The sequence below is a fragment of the Nocardia sp. NPDC056000 genome (genome assembly GCF_042269265.1).
Taxonomy (GTDB): domain Bacteria; phylum Actinomycetota; class Actinomycetes; order Mycobacteriales; family Mycobacteriaceae; genus Nocardia.
Genome location: NZ_JBHJXS010000006.1, coordinates 38,549 through 59,223 on the forward strand (window position 1 = coordinate 38,549; position 20,675 = coordinate 59,223).

Annotated in this window: 22 protein-coding genes; 2 read left to right on the forward strand and 20 right to left on the reverse strand. The window is 66.4% G+C overall.

Annotated features, from left to right (window positions below; genetic code table 11):
* Positions 1–142 precede the first annotated feature (142 nt).
* The gene (gene ilvA / locus ACFC4D_RS18655; protein ID WP_376064931.1) at positions 143–1,366 is read left to right on the forward strand and encodes a threonine ammonia-lyase; all 1,224 of its coding nucleotides are present in this window, start codon (positions 143–145) and stop codon (positions 1,364–1,366) included.
* Between the two features lie 60 nt (positions 1,367–1,426).
* On the opposite strand, the gene ACFC4D_RS18660 is transcribed toward ilvA, so the two are convergent.
* Positions 1,427–1,750, reverse strand: a complete 324-nt coding sequence (locus tag ACFC4D_RS18660) for a DMT family transporter (RefSeq protein ID WP_375967857.1) — start codon at positions 1,748–1,750, stop codon at positions 1,427–1,429.
* Positions 1,751–2,022: 272 nt separating this feature from the next.
* Here ACFC4D_RS18660 and ACFC4D_RS18665 point away from each other — a divergent pair, with 272 nt between their 5' ends.
* Positions 2,023–2,205, forward strand: coding sequence for a hypothetical protein (locus ACFC4D_RS18665; protein ID WP_376064933.1), 183 nt, complete (start codon positions 2,023–2,025; stop codon positions 2,203–2,205).
* A gap of 78 nt (positions 2,206–2,283) precedes the next feature.
* Here the strand turns inward: ACFC4D_RS18665 and argH are convergent, their stop codons facing one another.
* The 19 genes from argH to ACFC4D_RS18760 all read right to left on the reverse strand — a co-directional run bounded on the left by argH (position 2,284) and on the right by ACFC4D_RS18760 (position 20,547).
* Entirely contained in the window at positions 2,284–3,705 is a 1,422-nt protein-coding gene (gene argH, locus ACFC4D_RS18670; protein WP_375967861.1) for an argininosuccinate lyase, read from the reverse strand.
* Entirely contained in the window at positions 3,702–4,619 is a 918-nt protein-coding gene (locus ACFC4D_RS18675; RefSeq protein ID WP_376064936.1) for an SAM-dependent methyltransferase, read from the reverse strand. Before ACFC4D_RS18675 ends, argH begins: the two co-directional genes overlap by 4 nt.
* A gap of 65 nt (positions 4,620–4,684) precedes the next feature.
* Positions 4,685–5,887: an argininosuccinate synthase gene (locus ACFC4D_RS18680; RefSeq protein ID WP_375967865.1), complete on the reverse strand. Its 1,203-nt coding sequence runs from the start codon at positions 5,885–5,887 to the stop codon at positions 4,685–4,687.
* Between the two features lie 245 nt (positions 5,888–6,132).
* Positions 6,133–6,528 (reverse strand): Imm7 family immunity protein, encoded by a 396-nt coding sequence (locus tag ACFC4D_RS18685; RefSeq protein ID WP_376064939.1) that lies wholly within the window; start codon positions 6,526–6,528, stop codon positions 6,133–6,135.
* A gap of 43 nt (positions 6,529–6,571) precedes the next feature.
* Positions 6,572–6,982, reverse strand: a complete 411-nt coding sequence (locus tag ACFC4D_RS18690; protein WP_376064941.1) for a hypothetical protein — start codon at positions 6,980–6,982, stop codon at positions 6,572–6,574.
* Complete coding sequence (locus tag ACFC4D_RS18695; RefSeq protein ID WP_376064944.1) at positions 6,982–8,238, reverse strand: polymorphic toxin type 24 domain-containing protein; 1,257 nt, start codon at positions 8,236–8,238, stop codon at positions 6,982–6,984. Before ACFC4D_RS18695 ends, ACFC4D_RS18690 begins: the two co-directional genes overlap by 1 nt.
* An 84-nt stretch (positions 8,239–8,322) precedes the next feature.
* Entirely contained in the window at positions 8,323–8,625 is a 303-nt protein-coding gene (locus tag ACFC4D_RS18700; RefSeq protein ID WP_376064946.1) for a WXG100 family type VII secretion target, read from the reverse strand.
* Positions 8,622–8,945, reverse strand: a complete 324-nt coding sequence (locus ACFC4D_RS18705; RefSeq protein WP_376064948.1) for a WXG100 family type VII secretion target — start codon at positions 8,943–8,945, stop codon at positions 8,622–8,624. The genes ACFC4D_RS18700 and ACFC4D_RS18705 overlap by 4 nt, the downstream gene beginning before the upstream one ends.
* 201 nt (positions 8,946–9,146) lie before the next feature.
* Positions 9,147–9,545, reverse strand: coding sequence for a HEAT repeat domain-containing protein (locus ACFC4D_RS18710; protein ID WP_376064951.1), 399 nt, complete (start codon positions 9,543–9,545; stop codon positions 9,147–9,149).
* A 34-nt stretch (positions 9,546–9,579) separates the two neighbouring features.
* A complete protein-coding gene (locus ACFC4D_RS18715) occupies positions 9,580–10,110 on the reverse strand; it encodes an arginine repressor (RefSeq protein ID WP_364643122.1) in 531 nt (176 codons plus the stop codon).
* Positions 10,107–11,048, reverse strand: coding sequence for an ornithine carbamoyltransferase (gene argF, locus ACFC4D_RS18720; protein WP_376064954.1), 942 nt, complete (start codon positions 11,046–11,048; stop codon positions 10,107–10,109). The genes ACFC4D_RS18715 and argF overlap by 4 nt, the downstream gene beginning before the upstream one ends.
* Positions 11,045–12,244: an acetylornithine transaminase gene (locus ACFC4D_RS18725; RefSeq protein WP_376064957.1), complete on the reverse strand. Its 1,200-nt coding sequence runs from the start codon at positions 12,242–12,244 to the stop codon at positions 11,045–11,047. Before ACFC4D_RS18725 ends, argF begins: the two co-directional genes overlap by 4 nt.
* On the reverse strand, positions 12,241–13,158 hold the full coding sequence (gene argB, locus ACFC4D_RS18730) for an acetylglutamate kinase (RefSeq protein WP_364643128.1): 918 nt from the start codon (positions 13,156–13,158) through the stop codon (positions 12,241–12,243). Before argB ends, ACFC4D_RS18725 begins: the two co-directional genes overlap by 4 nt.
* Positions 13,155–14,366, reverse strand: coding sequence for a bifunctional glutamate N-acetyltransferase/amino-acid acetyltransferase ArgJ (gene argJ, locus ACFC4D_RS18735; RefSeq protein ID WP_376064959.1), 1,212 nt, complete (start codon positions 14,364–14,366; stop codon positions 13,155–13,157). The genes argB and argJ overlap by 4 nt, the downstream gene beginning before the upstream one ends.
* On the reverse strand, positions 14,363–15,421 hold the full coding sequence (gene argC / locus ACFC4D_RS18740; protein ID WP_375967885.1) for an N-acetyl-gamma-glutamyl-phosphate reductase: 1,059 nt from the start codon (positions 15,419–15,421) through the stop codon (positions 14,363–14,365). Before argC ends, argJ begins: the two co-directional genes overlap by 4 nt.
* A gap of 76 nt (positions 15,422–15,497) precedes the next feature.
* On the reverse strand, positions 15,498–16,973 hold the full coding sequence (locus ACFC4D_RS18745; RefSeq protein WP_376064961.1) for a GntP family permease: 1,476 nt from the start codon (positions 16,971–16,973) through the stop codon (positions 15,498–15,500).
* A 10-nt stretch (positions 16,974–16,983) separates the two neighbouring features.
* Positions 16,984–17,592 carry a bifunctional 4-hydroxy-2-oxoglutarate aldolase/2-dehydro-3-deoxy-phosphogluconate aldolase gene (locus ACFC4D_RS18750; RefSeq protein WP_376065531.1) on the reverse strand — a complete coding sequence of 203 codons (609 nt, stop codon included), beginning with the start codon at positions 17,590–17,592 and terminating at the stop codon, positions 16,984–16,986.
* Between the two features lie 8 nt (positions 17,593–17,600).
* Positions 17,601–19,217, reverse strand: coding sequence for an amidohydrolase family protein (locus ACFC4D_RS18755; RefSeq protein WP_376064964.1), 1,617 nt, complete (start codon positions 19,215–19,217; stop codon positions 17,601–17,603).
* 10 nt (positions 19,218–19,227) lie between these two features.
* Complete coding sequence (locus tag ACFC4D_RS18760) at positions 19,228–20,547, reverse strand: amino acid deaminase (protein WP_376064966.1); 1,320 nt, start codon at positions 20,545–20,547, stop codon at positions 19,228–19,230.
* Between the last annotated feature and the right edge of the window lie 128 nt (positions 20,548–20,675).

Consider the following 20,675-nt stretch of genomic DNA (forward strand, 5'->3'; position numbering starts at 1 on the left):
TCTTCCCATGCCCTCGATCGGGCATCAGTGCAGGTCAGCGCCTATCGGAGAGAAGATAACTCGGCTACTGTCCAGCTACCTGGATTGCCGATTCGCCCCGGGTCCGATCGCGTGGCGGACAGTTCGGCTATTACCTGGCAGCATGACCGCCATGGACCTGATCGCACGGATCGACGCGGCGGCCACCCTGCTGGCCCCGGTGATCCGCCGGACTCCGGTGGTGGCTTCGCGGGTACTGGCCGAACGCACCGGGCACGACATATGGCTCAAATGCGAGAACCTGCAGCGCACCGGATCATTCAAACCGCGCGGGGCGTACAACCGGATCGCCAATCTGCCCGAGGCCGAACGGCGGCGCGGGGTGGTGGCGGCCAGCGCCGGTAATCACGCACAGGGCGTGGCGTGGGCGGCGACCTCGCTCGGTATCGAATCGACGGTGTTCATGCCCGTCGGGGCGGCGCTGCCGAAGCTGGTGGCCACCAAGGCATATGGAGCGACGGTGCACCAGGTCGGCGAGACCATCGAGGGATCGCTCTCGGCCGCAAGGGAATTCGCCGAGCAGACCGGGGCCACCCTGGTGCATCCGTTCGACCACCCCGATATCGTGGCCGGACAGGGCACGGTGGCGCTGGAGATTCTGGAGCAGCTACCCGATGTCGGCACGGTGATCGTGCCGACCGGTGGTGGCGGGCTGCTCGCCGGAATCGCCGGGGCGCTGGCGCAATTGGCTCCGCACGTGCGGGTGATCGGCGTGCAGGCGCAGGGTGCGGCGGCCTGGCCCGGATCGCTCGAGGCCGGTAAGCCGCTCCGGCTGGAGCAGATGGCGACCATGGCCGACGGTATCGCGGTCGGACTCCCGGGCGAGGTGCCGTTCGGGCATATCATCGAATGCGCTCCGGCCATCATCACGGTGGATGAGGACGCGCTGTCCAAGGCCCTGCTGCTGTGTATGGAACGCGCGAAACTGATCGTCGAACCGGCGGGGGCGGCCGCCGTCGCCGCGCTGATGGCTTGCGCGCCCGAGGAACTCGATCTGCGCGGACCGGTGTGCGCCGTGCTGTCCGGCGGCAATATCGATCCGCTGCTGCTGACCCGGGTCATCGGGCACGGTCTGAGCGCGGCGGGTCGCTATCTGGCCGCCCGCGTCACCATTTCCGATCGTCCCGGCAGCCTGAGCCGTCTGCTGGCCGAACTCGGGAAGACCGGTGCGAGCGTGCTCGACGTGGTTCACTACCGCACCGGCGCGTGGCTCGCCATCGACGAGGTGGAAGTGCTGCTCACCCTGGAAACCCGGGGACCCACCCATCGCGATGAGATGCTGGATGCCCTCACCGAGGCGGGATATCAACTGCGCGTGGAGGATTGAGAGACGTGCACGGGGCGCGTCGGCACTGTCCGACGCACCCCCTCGCACATCGGGCGAATCTCAGTGCGCCCCACCGAGTTCCAGCGCCAGCACACCCGCGATCACCAGTGCGATCCCGCCCACCTGCACCAGCGTCAGCTTCTCGTCGAGGAACAGCGCGCCGATGACCGAGACCGCCACCACGCCGACCGCCGACCAGATTCCGTACGCCACGCCGATCGCCATCCCGCGTTTGAGCGCCTGCGACAGGAAGTAGAACGCCGCACCGTATCCGATCACCACGATGATCGACGGCACCAGCTTGCTGAACCCGTCGGAGATCTTCAGCGAGACGGTCGCGGTCACTTCACAGGCGATGGCCAATCCCAGTAGCAGCAAGGTCATGGCCGGAGCGTAACCGGCGACCGCCCGAGACCCGGACCACACACCCGCGAAAAAAAGGGGTGCACGATCCGCGCGGGTGTGGTTAACCTGATTCCCATGTGGATGCCACTCAACTTCTGAGCGCCTCGCGCCGCACACCCGTGAGCTCTTCGCCTCCGTGTGCCCTCGCGCGATCGTTTCGGCCCTGAGCCGACTCCCCCGCCGCCCCGCGGCATTTCCGTACTGACCGGCCACTTCCGGTGAGTCGGTCACGCATCCCCTCAGGAGGACATATGCCTGCCCATCCTTCGAATTCCGAATCGCATTCGCACGACGTCACCCCCGCCGACCAGCCGCTCTCGCGTCGCGAACGGCGCGGCAAGGCGGCCAAACAGCAGCCGATCGGCGGCCGGGTGCAGAACGCCGGACGCGCCGCGGTCCCCGCCTCCAAACACATGAATTACCGTCGCGGATAAGGGAATCCGCGTCGATCCGCGCTGCGGGTTTGGCCCGTGGCCGCCGTATTCCACGGCGGCTACGGGTTTTTCGGCAGGTCAGCCGAGCCAGGTGCGCTGTTCGGCGGCGGTGGAGCGGACCTCTTCGAGCTGCTTGGCTACCTGGACGCCTGCGGTGCCGCCGCGGGAATTGCGCGACGCGATGGAGCCCGCAACGGTGAGGACTTCGCGGACCTGCGGGGTCAGGGCCGGATCGACGGCGGCGAATTCGGCGTCGGTGAGTTCGTCGAGGCCGACGCCGCGGGCTTCGGCGGCGCGGACGCAGCCACCGGCCGCCTCATGCGCAACGCGGAATGGAACACCCTGGCGGACAAGCCATTCGGCGATATCGGTGGCGAGGGTGAAGCCCGCCGGGGCCAGTTCGGCCATGCGGTCGGTGTGGAAGGTCAGCGTGGAGACCAGACCCGCGATGGCGGGGAGCAGCAGCTCCAACTGAGCCACCGAATCGAAGACCGGTTCCTTGTCCTCCTGCAGATCGCGGTTGTACGCCAGCGGCTGCGCCTTGAGCGTGGCGAGCAGGCCGGTGAGGTTGCCGATGAGGCGTCCGGCCTTGCCGCGGGTGAGCTCGGAGACGTCCGGGTTCTTCTTCTGCGGCATGATCGAGGAGCCGGTGGACCAGGCGTCGGCCAGCGTGATGTAGCCGAATTCCGGTGTGCTCCAGATGATTACCTCCTCCGCCATGCGGGAGAGGTCGACGGCGGTCATGGCCAGCACGAACGCGGCCTCGGCGGCGAAATCGCGGGAGGAGGTGGCGTCGATCGAATTGGCCGCTGCCGCATCGAAATCCAGGTCGGCGGCAATCGCCTCGGGGTCCAGGCCGAGCGAGGAACCGGCGAGTGCGCCCGAACCGTACGGGGAGATGGCGGCACGCTTGTCGAAATCGCGCAGGCGATCGATATCGCGCAGCAGCGGATGCGCGTGCGCGAGCAGATGATGCGCGAGCAGCACCGGCTGGGCGGCCTGCAAATGCGTCTTGCCCGGCATGACGGCGTCCGGATGCGCGGCGGCCTGGGCGACGAGGGCGTCGACCACATCGAGCACACCGGCGGCGACGCGGCGCACCCCATCGCGCAGCCACATCCGGAACAGGGTGGCCACCTGGTCATTTCGCGAGCGACCGGCACGCAGGCGGCCACCGAGTTCGGTGCCGACGCGTTCGATCAGACCGCGTTCGAGCGCACCGTGCACATCCTCATCGGAGTCGGCGGGACCGTACGCGCCCGAGGCGACATCGGCCCCGAGCTGATCGAGTCCGGCCAGCATGGCGGTCAGATCCTCGGCCGAGAGCAGTCCGGCCTTGTGCAGCACGCGGGCGTGCGCCTTGGACGCGCGAATGTCGTACGGCGCGAGCACCCAGTCGAAGTGGGTCGACTTGCTCAGCGCGGCCATCGCCGCGGCCGGGCCGGACGCGAAACGTCCGCCCCACAGCGCGCCCTCGTTCGTGCTGCCGCCCTCGGTCATAGCGTGTCGTCTCCTCGCGGTCGTATCGCGGTCATCAGAATGTGGTTGCCCATATCGGGCAGTGCCGCCTCGGGAACAGTACGGCCGTGTGCTTCCAGCAGGGCGACCGGATCGCCCTCGCGCACCAGCCAGCTGTGCAGGGCGAACCAGGTGCGCGGGTCGGTGCGGCCTTCCCACGGGTACCAGAGTTGTTCCAGGTCGACGCGCAGTCCGGCCTGTGCCAGCGCTTCGGCGCGGCGCTTGCGGAACTCGTCGGAGACCGCGCGTTCGCCGGTGCCGATATTCAGCGCCATCCGGCTGCCGGGGGCGCTGAGCTCGGCGACATTGGCCAGCAGCCGGTCCTGAGCCTCGCCGGGGAGGTAGCGGAGCAAACCCTCGGCGAGCCAGGCGGTCGGCTGGTTCGGATCGAAACCCTTGTCGCGCAGGGCTTTCGGCCAGTCCTGCCGGAGGTCGACGGGCACCTCGCGGCGGTCGACCTCGATCGGATCGTCGGCGAGCGCGTTCGCCTTGAACTCCAGCACTTTCGGCAGATCCAGTTCGAAAACCACACTGCCGGAAGGCCATTGCATGCGGTAGGCGCGCGCGTCCAGACCCGAGGCCAGGATGACGAACTGACGGACGCCCACCTCCATCGCATCGGCGAAATACCGATCGAAGTACAGCGTGCGGGCGATCAGGAAGTAGCCCATCACCCCGCGAATGAACGCGCCGCCCGTTTCGCGCAGGTCCTCGTCCTGGCCGCGCAGCATTCGGGTCCAGCTGTCGGAGCCGACCGCGCCGACGAGCTTGCCCGCGTACGGGTCCTGGAAAACCGCGTCCTCGCGGCCGGTTTCGTAGGCCCGCATGGCGGCGACGCCGATGGCGGTGGCGCCCACGCTCTCCGTGATGTCCCAGCTGTCGTCATCGGTTCGCATGAGCGCCTCCTGTTGCCGGTCGGGTCCCGGTCCGCAGGCTACTACTTCTCGCTGAGAGTCCCGCTCTACTTCTTGCTGAGATCCCGGCGGGCAGCGACCTTGGAGGACAGGCCGTGGATCTGCACGAAACCCTTGGCCAGCGACTGGTCGAAGGTATCGCCCGCGTCATAGGTGGCCAGGTTGAAGTCGTACAGCGACTCATCCGAGCGACGGCCGTTGACCACGACGCTGCCGCCGTGCAGGACCATCCGGACATCACCGGAGACGTGCTGCTGGGTGTCCAGCACGAACGCGTCGAGCGCGCGCTTGAGCGGGGAGAACCACAGGCCGTCGTACACCAGCTCGCCCCAGCGCTGCTCGACCTGCCGCTTGTAGCGGCCCAGTTCGCGCTCGATGGTGACCGCTTCCATTTCCTGGTGCGCGGTGATGAGGGCGATGGCGCCCGGGGCCTCGTAGATCTCACGGCTCTTGATGCCGACGAGCCGGTCCTCGACCATATCGAGGCGGCCGACGCCCTGACGGCCCGCGCGCTGGTTCAGTTCGGTGATGGCCTCGAGCATGCTGACCGAGCGGCCGTCGATGGCGACCGGAACACCCTTGTCGAAGGTGACGATGAGCTCGTCGGGGGCCTCGAAGTTGACGGTCGGGTCGACGGTGTAGTCGTACACGTCCTTGGTCGGGGCGTTCCAGAGATCCTCGAGGAAGCCGGTTTCCACCGCGCGGCCCCACAGGTTCTGATCGATGGAGAACGGCGACTTCTTGCTCACGTTGATCGGGAGCTTGTTCTCGGCGGCGAACTCGATGGCCTTCTCACGGGTCCAAGCGTAGTCGCGGACCGGGGCGATGACCTTCAGATCGGGCGCGAGCGCGCCGATGCCGACCTCGAAGCGGACCTGATCGTTGCCCTTACCGGTGCAACCGTGCGAAACCGTATCCGCGCCATGGTATTCGGCGGCCTCGACCAGGTGCTTGACGATCAGCGGCCGGGAGATCGCGGAGACCAGCGGGTAGCGGCCCATGTACAGCGCGTTGGACTGGATGGTCGGCAGGCAGTACTCGTTGGCGAACTCGTCACGCGCGTCCACCACGATGGACTCGACCGCACCGCAGTCGAGCGCGCGCTGGCGCACATCGTTCATGTCCTCGCCGCCCTGCCCCAGGTCGATCGCCACCGCGACCACCTCGGCCCCGGTCTCCTTGGCGATCCAGCTGATCGCGACCGATGTGTCCAGCCCGCCGGAGTAGGCGAGTACGACGCGCTTGGTCATAGTCCGTGTGCTCCTCGATTAGTACGTGTAGGTCGGTTCCCCCGGCGTCCTACAAATGATTATGCACGATGATGCAATCCCATTCATAACCGGGGGTAGGCCAACAGATATCCCCTGCTCAGGGCTAGTGCCACACTCACCGACGTCACCAGCCCAGCGTCCACGACACCTCCATGTCACCCCCGCACGCCCTGCCAGGCACCTACCCGAACTCGGCTGAACACGCGGTGCGGACTCCCGACCGATTACGCCATATCTTCGATAACAGGAACACACGGCGACAGATACCCGTCACTCTCCACAGATACTTCTCCCCTGCGCATGACAACCACCTGGAACTCATCACGCCCTGCGGAGTCCTCGTCATCCCAAAAGTAAAGAACCCCATAGGATCCCGGCGCTACCCGCCCGATACCGCAAAAGACTTCGAGCACCTCATCTCCCTGACCGCCACGATGGTTCGCCAATCCCCCGATATGAACCTGGTTGGCGCCGTTGACCGTTCGAATATCAGCAAGCCCCGGAACCCCTTGCAACCCCCGCAGCAAGGTCGCAGCCGCCACCCGAGCAGCCTCCCTCTCGCGATCGGTCTCATCCCCCGCAGAACTCTGCACGGTGACCCATCCGTGGTACTCGAACACATCCCTCCTCAACGGCACCGAACAGTCTTGAAGGTTCGAATGCCTACTTCCCCATCAGCCGCCGCAGGTTTTCCAGGCCGATCTTGGCAGCATCCGAGTAGCGGCTCTCGGGGATTTTCAGCGCGTCGGACAGAACGGGTAACTCTCCACCGAAATCGAGATTTTGCAGCATATAGGCGATGTAGTCGACATCGGGATCATCTGTTCGACGGCCCAGCACATCGAGTACAGCCAACAATCCTGGCTGCCCGCCAACCCTCACCAAGACCTCGGCAGCATCCACCTCGACCGTGACGATGTCGTCGTCCATCAGTTCCTCGAGGCGCGCACGCGCATCCGAATTCTCGATGTATCCCCCCAATTCGGCGATAGCGGTGATTCGCTGCATCCCATCGGGGCTCCGCGACATATCCAGAGCAGCCTGCAGTCCGGCGCGGTTCGCATCTACGGTCATTACGGGATCTCCTCGGGAAGAGCGGCTCTGACGCTGTTGGGAAGGGTTTGGCCGAAAATCTCACCGGTATCGGGGTTTATGTTCTTTCGAACATCTACAACATGCGGCGTAGGGATGTACTCCCCGGTCGTCTTGTCGAGATGTGGCTTGCCTGTCAAGTCGACGCGCTTGGTCGCCACTCCATCGGCATCGTAATACGAGTAGTGGGTGATATTTCCCTGCGAATCTCGCTTCACGAAATATCCGTTGGGCGGACCATCCTGGGCAGGGAGGTTACCTTTGGGCCACGTGGTCGCCTTATCCAGCTCCTGACGCAGCGTCAGCTTCGGAACCGGTCGCGGGATCTTCGGTGGTTCAATCGCTTTCGTCTCGAGTTGCTTCGCCTCATCGATTGATCTGCGAGACCTGCCCAAATCGCGGAGGGCGAATCTGGCTCGGGCGGCGGCTATACCGGTGCGCCAAGTGGTGACGGATTCGGTTATGCGGAGGGCGTAGCGGGTTACGGTGGCGGCGGTTACGCCGGTCATGGTGACGGCGGTTATGCCGAAGGTGAACCAGGCGGAGGCTATGGCGATGGTTAGTTCGCCTGCTACTGCCCAGGAGAGTTCCACGAGGATGCGGTGGAGGATTTCGCCGCGGAGGTGGTCGAGGTCGGATTTGCAGGTGGTGCAGAGTTGGGCGAGTTCGCCACAGGCCGCGAGGATGTCGTCCATTGCCGATTGGAGGTCGAGGAGGCGGCGGGTGAATTCGGTGGCGTCTTCGACGTCGTTTCGGGACATTACCGAGGCGGCGTTTTTCAGGACCGAGGTCAGTTCGGCGTGGCCGGTGTGCAGGCGGGTCCAGGCGTCGGCCGCCGTTTGGAGTTTGTCGGTGTTGCCGTCGGGGATGTCTATGCCGACTTTGTCGGCCAGGCGGATCAGGGAATCGGCGGCTTCGCGGAGACCATCGCTCGGGCCACCGGCTGATGGTGCGCTGCCGTAGTAGAGGCAGGCGGGGATCGGGCCCGCGGGTTTGGCGGCGGGCGGGACCGTGGAGTCGAGGATGCTGTCGTAGTCGGCGAGGTAGTGGTTGTATCCAGCCTGGACGATTACATTGCCGAGCTTCTGCAATCCTTCACCGAGGTCCGAGACCATGGTGAGAACCTCGGCCGCGCGAAGGTCATACTTCAGGCCCCACGCTTCACCCGTTTCATCGACACCGGCCATCGCACCGCAGTCGGCCATCGCCCGCGTTTCGGCGAGAAACGCGGTCTGCAACGCGTCATTGAGCCCGAAACATGCTCTGCCGACCGCGTAATACGTCCCGAAGTCAACGTTCACCAAGTCATCCCCCGAACCCGCTCACAGCCCGAGCATCTTCAGATTCGCGGCAACCGCGCCCCGATAATTGCGATGCGCGGACGCGGCCGCGGATTCCAGCACATCCAGCCCCTCACGGACTTCCTGTGCGCCACTTAACCATTCACGATGCGCGAGCTCGTAAGCCGCGGCAGCCTCACTGGACCACGCCCCCGACAGCTCCCCCGCCTTCTCATCAAGCGTCTTCAAATAATCGGCAACAAACCCCTTGAACGCCCGAATCCGAGCGGTCACCTCATCCAGATGAGCCAGATCAACCGAATACCCCGCACCCGGACCCGTCACGGCAACTCCAGGGAATTCACAGCCGCCCCGAATTCAGCATCCACCTCACGATAAGTCTCCGCGCTGACCCCAAGTTTCCCGGCAAGCTCGAACAACGCATCCCACACCTCGACCGCCCCCCGATGCATCTCACCCCACCCCGCCCCATACGAAGTGGCCGCCGCCCCCTTCCACGTATTCATCAACTCCCCGACCTCCCGATCGAGAGCCCCCGACCCCGCCCGCAACTCCTCAGCCATCCGGTACGCCACCCGCCCGAACGCCCGAACATCCTCCGGAACCACACTCAACCGCCCCGATTCCCCACCGAACCCACTCACCGCGCCCTCCCTTCAGCGCAGCATCCTATGGCATCCGATCAGCTACCCCACCCCCTCACCGAACTTCGCACCCCAACACACCGTCAAAGGCATGAAGCACAGCCATTTCAGCTCGTGAGACGTACCGAATCGGCCTCGGGAAGCACCTCGGGCCGCTTATCGGTAACCCACGTGAACTCAATTGCGGACAGATAGCCGCTGTCATCCACCGATCAGGACCAGCAGATCCCGCAAAGCGATCCCCGCTTCCGCGGAAAGCTCGGCACGATCAACCGCCGATACGAGGTCCAGCACGCGCACATCCCCCGACTGCTGCAATTCGGCGATCCGGTACGCCAGGTAATCGCATTGCGGATCATCGCTCCTGCGCCCGAGCTCGGTCAGAACCGCGACCAACCCGGCAGCACCACCGTGTCGAACCAACGCTTCGGCAGCCTCCACCTGCACGGCGATATCACCGGCATCCCCAAGCATCTCCGCCAATCTCGAACGGGCAGCGGGAATTCCGATGATCGCGGCAAGCTCGTGAGCGGCTGCGGCCCGGACCGCCCAGTCCGGGGAAATCGAATGTTCGAGGGCTGTCGCGAGTTCCGCGCTCATGTGCGCGTCAGTCGTTCGGGGCGCATGTCACCGGTCAGGCGAGTTGTTCTATTTTGGCGGCTAGTTCGGCGCCGGTGAGGGGTTCTCGGGCTATGACGGCGATGGTGTCGTCGCCGGCGATGGTGCCTACGATTTCGGGGAGGGCGGCTCGGTCGAGGGCGCTGGCCAGGAAGTGGGCGGCGCCGGGTGGGGTGCGCAGGACTGCGATGTTGCCGCTGGCGTCGGTGGATACCAGTAAGTCGCCGAGCAACTTCGAGAGGCGTTCGGTGCCGCCGGTTACGCCTCGGACGGGGCTGCCGTCTTCGGGGACGACGTAGACTCCGGCTCCGCCGTCGGCGGCTCGGAGTTTGACTGCGCCGAGTTCATCCAGGTCGCGGGAGAGGGTGGCCTGGGTGGTGTCTATGCCTTCGCCGGAGAGGAGGGCGGCCAATTCGGATTGGCTGCGGACCTCGTGCTGGGAGAGGATGGCCACGATTCGGGCTTGGCGGCCGGCTCGGGTGCGGGCTATGGCCGCACCCGACTTGCCGGAAACCGTTGCGGGAGAGCGGCGGTCGCCGCTTGTCACGCGTCACCTCGGTCATGTTGGCGCAGCAGCCAGACCAGGAGGGCCTTCTGGGCGTGTAGACGATTCTCGGCCTCGTCCCAGACCGCGCTGTGCGGGCCGTCGATGACCTCGTCGGTGATCTCCTCACCGCGATGCGCCGGGAGGCAGTGCAGCACAGTCACATCCGAGGCCGCGCGGGCGAGCAGGTCGGCGTTGACCTGGAAGGGGCGGAAGGGGGCTACGCGGTCGCGGCCGTCACCCTCCTGACCCATGGACATCCAGGTGTCGGTGACCAGGGCGTCGGCGCCTTCGGCGGCCGCCAGCGGATCATTGGTGAGGGTGATCGAGGCACCGGTTTCGGCGGCGCGCTTCTGTGCGAGATCCACGATCCACGGCAGCGGCTCGAAACCCACCGGCGCGGCGATGGTTACGTTCAGGCCCGCCGTCACACCACCGAGCAGCAGCGAGTGCGACATATTGTTCGCACCGTCACCGAGGTAGGTGAGATTGCGGCCCGCGAGGTCGCCCTTGCGCTCACGAAGCGTCTGCAGATCGGCCAGGACCTGGCAGGGGTGGAATTCATTGGAGAGCGCGTTCACCACGGGAACGGTTGCGGCACCGGCCATTTCATCCAGCCGCTCCTGGCCGAAGGTACGCCAGACGATGGCGTCCACGTAGCGGGACAGCACGCGACCGGTATCGGCGAGCGTCTCCTCGCGACCCAACTGGGTGTCGCGCCCGTCCACCACGACGGCATGCCCGCCGAGCTGCGCGATACCCATCTCGAACGAGAACCGCGTACGCGTGGAGTTCTTCTCGAACATGACCGCGACACCGCGCGGCCCTTCGAGCGGCCGCAGCAGCAGCGGTGCGCGCTTCAGATCCGTTGCGATGGTGAGGATTTCGGCCTGTTCGGCGGGACTGACATCGTCATCGCGCAGGAAGTGTCGAATGGTCACTTGCTGTTCTCCTTCGCCTTCGCCTGCGCGGCATCGAGAATGCCGGGAAGGTCGGACAGGAAGTTATCGGCCTGGGTTTCGGTGAGGATCAGCGGCGGCGCCAGCCGAATCACATTGGGCTTGGCGGGATTCAGCAGATACCCGGATTCCCGCGCGGCCTCGTCGACCTGCGCGGAGACATCCTCGGTGAGCTGAATGCCGATGAGCAGTCCGGCACCGCGCACATGATCGACCAGTGGATGCCCGAGCGCGTCGATCCCGTCGACCAGCACCTTGCCGATCTTCTCCACGTGCGAGAGCAGATCCTCCTCGTCGATGGTGCGCAGCACCGCCAAAGCCGCTGCGGCACAGACCGGATTGCCGCCGAACGTGGTCCCGTGCAGCCCCGGCTGCAACAGCTCGGCCGCCGGACCCTGCGCCAGCACCGCACCGATGGGCAGACCGCCGCCGAGCCCCTTGGCCAGGGTGATCACATCGGGCACGATGCCCGCCGCCTGATGCGCATAGAACGCCCCGGTGCGGCCGATACCGGTCTGCACCTCGTCCAGAATCAGCAGTGCGCCATGCTCTTTGGTGATGGCCCGCGCCTGCGCGAGGTAATCCGAGGGCGGCACCACGACACCGCTCTCCCCCATGATGGGTTCGAGAAACACCGCGGCCGTATCGGAATCGACGGCGGCGGCCAATGCCGCCGCATCCCCGTACGGCACGTGTACGACGCCCGCGGGCATCGGCTCGAACGGCGTGCGCTTGGCCGCCTGTCCGGTCAGCGCCAGTGCGCCCATTGTCCGCCCGTGGAATGCCTCTTCCGCCGCGACGATCTTGGTCTTACCGGTCAGCCGCGCCATCTTGAACGCGGCCTCATTGGCCTCGGTGCCGGAGTTGCAGAAGAACGCCCGCCCGTGCCCGTCCCCGAAGTGCGCGAGCAGCCGCTCGGCGAGTTCGATGGCGGGTTCGCTGGCATACAGATTCGATACGTGCCCGAGCGTGCCCAGCTGCTGGGTGACCGCGGACAGGATCGCCGGATGCGCGTGCCCGAGGCTGTTGACCGCGATCCCGCCGAGGAAGTCGAGGTAGCGCTTACCGTCGGCGTCGTAGACGACCGCGCCCGCGCCGCGCACCAGCGCCACCTTGGGGGTGCCGTAGTTGTTCATCAGCGCGGTATTCCACCGCTGCTGGATATCGGCCGTGCTCATGACTTCACTCCGTTCGAACTCACGCCGTCCGCGGGGGTCACCATGGTGCCGATGCCCTCCCCGGTGAACAGCTCCAGCAGCACCGAATGCGGTACCCGGCCGTCGATTACGTGCGCGGTGGGCACCCCGCCCTCGACGGCGCGCAGGCAGGCTTCCATTTTCGGGACCATGCCCGCATCCAGGCTCGACAGCAACTTACCCAGCGCGTCGGTATCGATGCGCGAGGTCAGCGAGGACCGATCGGGCCAATTCGTGTACAGCCCTTCGACATCGGTGAGGATGACGAGCTTCTCCGCGCCGATGCCCTGCGCCAGCGCGGCCGCGGCGGTATCGGCATTGATGTTGTGCACGACACCGAACGCGTCCGGCGCGATGGTGGACACCACCGGAATCCGCCCGGCCGCAATGAGATCCAGCACCGCGTCCGGATTCACCTCGGTGACATCGCCGACCAGGCCGATATCGGTGGGTTCACCGTCCACGGTCACGGTGCGCCGGGTGGCGGTGAACAGTCCCGCGTCCTCACCGGAGATGCCGACCGCGTACGGTCCGTGGGCGTTGATCAGTCCGACCAGCTCCCGGCCGACCTGGCCGAAGAGCACCATGCGCACCACATCCATCACCTCGGGCGTGGTGACCCGGAATCCGCCGCGGAATTCCCCTTGCAGCCCAAGCTTTTTCAGCATGGCACTGATCTGCGGCCCACCGCCGTGCACCACCACCGGATGCACTCCGACGGTGCGCAGGAACGCCATATCCGAGGCGAATGCCCGCTTGAGCTCATCGTCGATCATGGCGTTGCCGCCGTATTTGACGACGACGACCTTGTCCCGGAACTTCTGCAGCCACGGCAGCGCATCGGCGAGCACATGCGCCTTGTCGAGAGCCGAAAGCTGTTCCCGCGCCGAGGTCATGAGCTGTACGCCGAATTCTCTTCGACATAGCCGTGCGAGAGATCGGTGGTGCGAATGGTGGCCTCGCCCGCGCCCAACCCCAGGTCGACCAGCACCTGAATATCCGGCCCGGACAGATCGACCTCGCGCGCACCGGGCGCGCCCATACCGTTCACGCACACCGGATGCCCATTGAAGGACACAGTAATCTTGTCCTGCTCCAGCTCGATCGGCGCGATGCCGATGCTCGCGAGCACGCGCCCCCAGTTCGGGTCCGAACCGAAGAACGCGGTCTTGACCAGGCTGTCCCGCGCCAGCGCCCGCGCGCCGATGAGCGCCTCGTCCTCGCTGACCGCGCCGCGCACGGTGATGTGCACCCGCTTGGTGACGCCCTCGGCATCGGCCATGAGCTGTTCGGCCAGATCATCGCAGACCGCGAATACGGCGGCGTCGAGCTCGTCCTGGCTCGGCGTCACACCGCTGGCGCCATTGGCGAGCAGCAGCACCGTGTCATTGGTGGAGCAGGAGCCGTCCACGTCCAGGCGATCGAAGGTGAGCCCGGTGGCCTTGCGCAGCGCGGAGTCCAGCTGTTCGGGCGTGGCCACCGCATCGGTGGTGAGCACGATCAGCATGGTGGCCAGCGATGGCGCGAGCATGCCCGCGCCCTTGCCCATCCCGCCGACGTTCCACTTGTCCTTGTGGTGGAACGCAACCTCTTTCGGCACGGTATCGGTGGTCATGATGGCCCGCGCGGCCTCGGCCCCGCCGGAGAGTCCGCCGCCCATTTCGTGCACGATCTCGGTGACGGCGGGCAGCAGTTTGTCCATGGGCAGCCGGTCGCCGATGAGACCCGTTGAGCAGACCGCGATCTCGCCCGCACCGGTCTCGGTGCCCCAGTTGCTCAGCGCCTTCGCCAGCTCTTCGGCGGTGGTGTGGGTGTCCTGGAATCCGCCCGGACCCGTACACGCGTTCGCCCCACCGGAATTCAGGATCACCGCGCGCAGTCGCCCGGTCTTCAACACCTGCTGCGACCACAGCACCGGTGCGGCCTTCACCTTGTTGCGGGTGAACACACCGGCCGCTGAGTACTCCGGCCCCTCACTGAAAACCAGTGCCAGATCCGGCTTCCCGCTGACCTTGATGCCCGCGGTGATACCGGCCGCGCGGAACCCGAGCGGTGCGGTCACGCCCTGGGTCCGGACCAGCTTGCCGTCGATGGATGAAGTCACGGTGCCACTCCTACGGTGGAAAGTCCTGCGGTCTCGTCGATTCCGAGAGCCAGATTCATGGATTGCACGGCGGCGCCCGCCGTGCCCTTGGCGAGATTGTCGATGGCCCCGATCACGACCAGCATTCCGGCGGCCTCGTCCACGGCGACCTGGAGGGTGACGGCATTGGAGCCCAGCACCGAACCGGTCTGCGGCAGTACACCTTCGGGCAGCAGATGCACGAAGGGCTCATCGGCATAGGCTTTTTCATAGACCGCGCGCGCCGCCGCGGCGTCCACGCGGGTCGGGGCGGTGCAGGTGGCGAGAATGCCGCGCGGCAGCGGGGCCAGCACGGGGGTGAAGGACACCGCGACGTCGACACCGCCGACGGCCTTCAGATTCTGCGCGATCTCGGGGGTGTGCCGGTGCGCGCCCGCGATGCTGTACGCGCGCAGCGAGCCCATCACCTCCGAACCCAGCAGGCTCACATCGAGTTTGCGGCCCGCGCCCGAAGTACCGCTCACCGCAACCACATTCACCTGCGGTTCGATGATTCCGGCGGCGATGGCCGGGGCGAGCGCGAGGCTGGACACCGTCGGATAGCAGCCGGGCACCGCGATCCGGGTCGCCCCGCGCAGTTGATCCCGCTGTCCCGGCAGTTCCGGCAGGCCATACGGCCAGCTGCCCGCATAGGGGGTGCCGTAGTACTTCTCCCAGGCCGCACCGTCGGTGAGCCGGAAATCGGCCCCGCAGTCGATGATGATCGTGGATTCGGGCAGCGCCTTGGCCAGCGCCGCGGACTGTCCGTGCGGCAGGCCCAGGAACACGACATCGTGTCCGGCCAATTCCTCCACGGTGGTCGGGCCGAGCACCCGATCGGCGAGCGGCAGCAGATGCGGCTGGAGTTCACCCAGCGGGCTGCCCGCATTGGATCCGGCGGTCAGCGCCCCGATCTCGAGACGCCCGCTTCGATAGGCTGGATGCCCCAGCAGCAGACGCAGGACTTCGCCGCCCGCGTACCCACTCGCACCAGCGACCGCGACCCGTACCGAGGGCCCACCAGAGGTATCCGCCATGTGATGATTATGCACGACTGTGCAAGCTCATTCACAACGGGGTCCGGCGGGCCCTGCCCCCGCTACCGTTCGAACGCTATGTGAACAGGGCGAACAGCACCGCGGCGACCGCGAAACTGACCACCGACAGGATGGTCTCCAGCACCGTCCAGGTCTGCAATGTCTGCTTCACCGTCATATTGAAGTACTTGGAGATGATCCAGAACCCGCCGTCGTTGACATGGCTCAGCACGATCGACCCGGCCGCGATGGACATGGCGATCAGGGCCAGCGCGAATTGCGAATACCCGTGATCGACCACCAGCGGCGCGACGATACCGCCGGTGGTGACGATGGCAACGGTCGCCGAACCCTGCGCGATACGCAGTCCACAGCTGATGATGTACGCCAGCACGATCACCGGAAGCCCTGCGGCGGACATGGTTTCGGCCAGCGCCGAACCGATTCCGGTGGCGGAGATGACCTTTCCGAAGAACGCGCCCGCACCGACGACCAGCAGCAGCATGCCCACCGGGCGCAACGATTCCGAGGTCAGGGTGCTGAGCTCCTGTACGGTCTGCCCGCGGCGCAGACCCAGCACGTAGAACGCGATGAGCACGGCGATGAGCAGCGCCACGGCGGGCGTGCCGAGGAAGGTGAGCACCTGCAGCGGTTGTGAATTCGCGATCAGCAACTGACTGCCGAAGGTCGCGCCGAGAATCAGGATCAGCGGAATCGCGATGATGCCGCCGATCAGCGCCACCGAGGGCGGAGCTTGAACGGCCGCGGCGGTGGTGGTGCCGGGCCCGTCGCTCTTGCCCGCGAGCGTCTTGACCGCACCCTGATCCGCCTGCGCCGCTTCCTTGTTCGCCTCGGCGACCAGGAATTCCTCCGGCACCTCGACCATGACGCGCTTACCGATCCAGCTGCCCCACACGATGCCCGCGGCGATGAATCCCGGGATACCGCAGATGAATCCGACCAGGATCAGCCAGCCCAGGCTCACGCCCATCAGCCCGCCCAGGGCCACCGGCCCCGGATGCGGCGGCAGGAACGCGTGCGTCATGGACAGACCCGCGACCAGCGGCAGCACGTACCGCACCAGTGAACCGCCGCCGCGCTTGGCCGCCACGTACACCAGCGGCGCGAGTACGAAGATGCCGATATCGAAGAACAGCGGAATACCGAAGATCAAGCCCAGCAGGCCCATTGCGACGGGCGCGCCCTTATCGCCGAAGATCCGCAGCAGTCGATCGGTGAGCACATCCGCGCCCCCGGATCGCTCCAGGATCGCCCCGAGCACCGTGCCGAGGCCGATGATGACCGCGATATGGCCGAGGATCCCGCCGAAACCCGTTTCCAGCAGTGAGTCACCGGCTTTGAGCGGTGAGCCCACCAGCTTGGCCACCGGCAGCCCCGCCGCCAGGGCCAGGCCCAGGCTCACGAGCAGCAGCGCGATGAACGGCTCCAGTTTGACGCGAATGATCGCGAACAGCAGGACCGCGATGGCGAGTCCGCAGAGCACCAGCAGTCCTGGTGTGGTGGTGCGCAGCCAGTCGACTGTGGCGCCCATGGTGTACCTCTCAGGTCAGAGATCGAACGAACGATGCCGCGCGCGCGGCGATTTCGGCCCAGTGGCCGGCCGCGACATCCGCGGGTGCGACGACATCGGTTCCGGCGGTGACCGCTACCGCGCCCTGGGCGAGGAAGTCGGCCGCATTACCCGCATTGACCCCGCCGGAGGGGATCAGCTGCGCCTCGGGGAACGGGCCCCGCAGGTCCTTGAAATAGCCCGGCCCGAAAGCCTTGGCGGGGAAGATCTTCACCGCGGCCGCGCCCAGATCCATGGCGCGCATCACCTCGGTGGGCGTCAAAGCGCCCATGACAATGGGAATTCCGCGACGCGTGGCGACCTCGGCCACCTCTTCCCGAATGCCGGGGGTAACCAGGAATTGCGCACCGCTGTCGATGGCGGCGGCGGCCTGATCACCGGTCATGACCGTGCCCGCGCCCATCACCCCGTGGCCGGACTCGGCCGCCTTGCGCAGCGCGTCCAGCACCCCGGGGGTGGTGAAAGTCAGTTCCACGGCCCGTATTCCGGATCCGGCCAGGGCCTGGGCCAGTGCGGCCGGATCGGGAATCTCGGGTGCGCGCACCACGGTGAGCACACGATCGGCGCGAATGACATCCATGGCGGAGGTCAACGGGTCTCCTTCCGAACGGAATTCATGCGCAGGGCGCGACCGGCCCGTACACCGGTGGGTTTGCCCGCGTCCAAGGCGAATTCGCCGTTGACGAGCACGTACGGGATACCGCGCGCCTGCTGTTTGGGGTTCTCGAAAGTGGCGGTGTCGGCCACGGTCGCGGGATCGAAGAGCACGAGATCGGCGGCGTAGCCCTCGCGAATCAACCCGCGGTCCGGCAGCCGAAGTCGTTGTGCGGGACGGCCGGTCAGATGGTGTACGCAATCCTCGAGCCCGAGCACGCCGAGTTCGCGCGCATAGTGGCCCAGGTAGCGCGGGAAGGTGCCCCAGGCGCGGGGATGCGGCCGCTCCCCCACCAGCAGGGCGTCACTGCCGCCCATATGCCGGGGATGCCGCATGATGGCGCGCACATTCTCCTCATGCCCGACGTGCTGAAGAATGGTGGTGGCCAGCTGATCCCGGGTCAGCAGATCGAAGAACACCTCGACCGGCGGCATATCGCGCTCGGCGGCGATCTCGCTGACGGTGCGCCCGACATAGCGATCCAGTTCGCGATTGGCGACGCCGCTGATCTGAATGGTCTCCCATTCCACGGTGACGCCGTGACAGCCGTCCGAGCCGTTCACATTGACATCGGCCACGATTCGCAACCGGGTCGGCAGATCGGCGATCCGTTCCAGCGCGGCATCGGGTCCGCCGGACATGGCCCAGCTCGGCAGCAGCGCCGAAAGCGTCGTGGAGCCGGGCAGATACGGGTAGGTGTCCAGGCTGATATCGCAGCCGTCCGCCAGCGCCGCGTCGACCATGGCGAGGAATTCCGGTGCGCGCCCGCGATTCACGCCGAAATTCATGGTGGCGTGGGTCAGATGCAGGGCACAGCCGGTGCGGCGGGACAGTTCGATCATCTCCGCGTACGCCTCCAGCGCGCCCGCGCCGTAGGAACGGATGTGCGGTGCGTAGAAGCCACCGGCCGCGGCCACCACCTCGCACAGCGCCGCGAGTTCCGAAGTGTCGGCGTACATTCCGGGCGTATAGGTGAGGCCGCTGGACATGCCGACCGCGCCCTCGTCGAGGGCCTGGGCGAGCAGCGCGCGCATCCGCTCGATCTCCGCGGGAGTGGCATCGCGCTTCTCGCTGCCGACCACCATCAGGCGCAAGGTGCCCTGCGGCACCAGGTAGGCGGCATTGGGCGTGATGCCCGAGGAATCCAGCCGGTCCAGGTATTCGGCGACGGTGCGCCAGGAGAAATCCAGATCGGCGGGATTGCCGTTCCAGCCCGCGATCTGACGGCGCACGATCGCCAGCGCGGCATCGTCGATCGGCGCGTAGGACAGTCCGTCCTGCCCGATCACCTCGGTGGTGATGCCCTGGCTGAGCTTGGGGAAATGCCCGGGCTCGGTGAGCAGATGCAGATCCGAATGCGCGTGCATATCGATGAAACCCGGTGCCAGCGCGAGGTTCTCACCCTCGTCGATGATCCGGTCGGCCTCGGTCAGCGTGCCGGGCGCGGCGATCGCGGCGATCCGCCCGCCGTTCACCAGCACATCGCCCCGATACCGGTCGGCGCCGGTGCCGTCGAAGATCTCGATATCGCGAATCAATAACTCGGCCATGACGTTCCGCTCAGAAGAAGGTGTGCAGGAAGTCGACGATGCGCGGGCGTTCGGCCTCGGCGTCATCGATCACCGGGATGAGCCGCCATTTGTCGAAGGCCGTGCACGGGTGCGAAAGGCCCAGCCGGACAACCGCACCCACCGGAACCGCCTCGGCATCGTCGCCGGGCAGTCGCAGGAAGGTGTGCTGATCGTTGAGCGCGCTCACGGTCGCGCCCTCCGGCAGCGGTTTGCCTGCCGGTCCCGCAATCATCTGCGGGACCGGCAGCCCCTCATCGAACGGCAGATCGCGCTTGCCCGCATCGAGCAGCGCCAGTCCCGGTTCCGGACGGGAGACGCTGCGCGCCCAGCCGTGCATGGCCGAACGCAGTGGACGGGCATCGCCGGTCAGCGACGCACCGCCCGCGGTCAAAGGCGAAATGCCGGAGTAGAAGCCGTCATCGTGGATGACGTACGCGCCCGAGCGCAGTACCACGGTGGTCGGAATACCGTGCGCGCCTTGTTCATCCGCGAGACCGGCGAGACGTTCCACCACCAGGTCCGGATAGGCGCTGCCACCGGCGGTGATGAGGGCACGGTCCTCGTAATACCCCTGTGCCGCCAGCTCCTTGTGCAGGACGCCCAGCTCGTCGAGGTAATGCCGAACGGCCGCAAGACCTTCGGGGGTGCGGTCGTGCGCCAGCGCGCCCTCGTAGCCGCCGACACCGGCCAGGATCAGGCGATCGGAAGTGTGAATGGCCTCGGCCACCTCGTGCGCCTCGGTCAGCGTGCGGGCACCCGTACGGCCGTGCGGCCCACCGAGTTCGACCAGCACCGAGAGCCGCACACCGGCGGGAGCCGATTCCAGACCCCGCTCCATCGCCCGGACGGTATCGACGCCATCGGCCCAGCTGTAGAACTCGAATTCGGGATCGCGCGCCAATTCTTCTGCCACCCAGCGCAATCCGACCGGATCGACCAAGGCATTCGCGAGCAGGATGCGGTCCAGCCCGAAGGACCGGCCCACCTGCGACTGCCAGCCGGTGGCCAGCGTGATGCCCCAGGATCCGGTCCCGAGCTGTTCGCCCCACAGCTGCGGCGACATGGTGGTCTTACCGTGCGGTGCGAGCCGAACCCCCGCGGCCGCGGCCCATTCCGCCATGACGGCGAGATTGGAGTCGACCGCGGAGCGATCCACGGTGAGCACCGGGGTCTGCAATTGGTCCAAATACGGTGCCGTGGCCAGATATTCGCGCACCGTCAGTCCCCACGCGGCGGGCGGCAGCGATTTGTGCTGCGCGCTCAGCTCGCGGTCATGCAGTGCTGCGACGACATCGTTGTCGAGAGCCACGACGCTCCTTCCGATTTCCCTTCGGCCGGATTATAGCCGAAAGCTATTGCATAATCTGCAACGCTTGTTGCGTATTGTGTTCTCCGTGGTTATTCTGCACACGAAGGCCGAAAGCCGCAACCATTCGA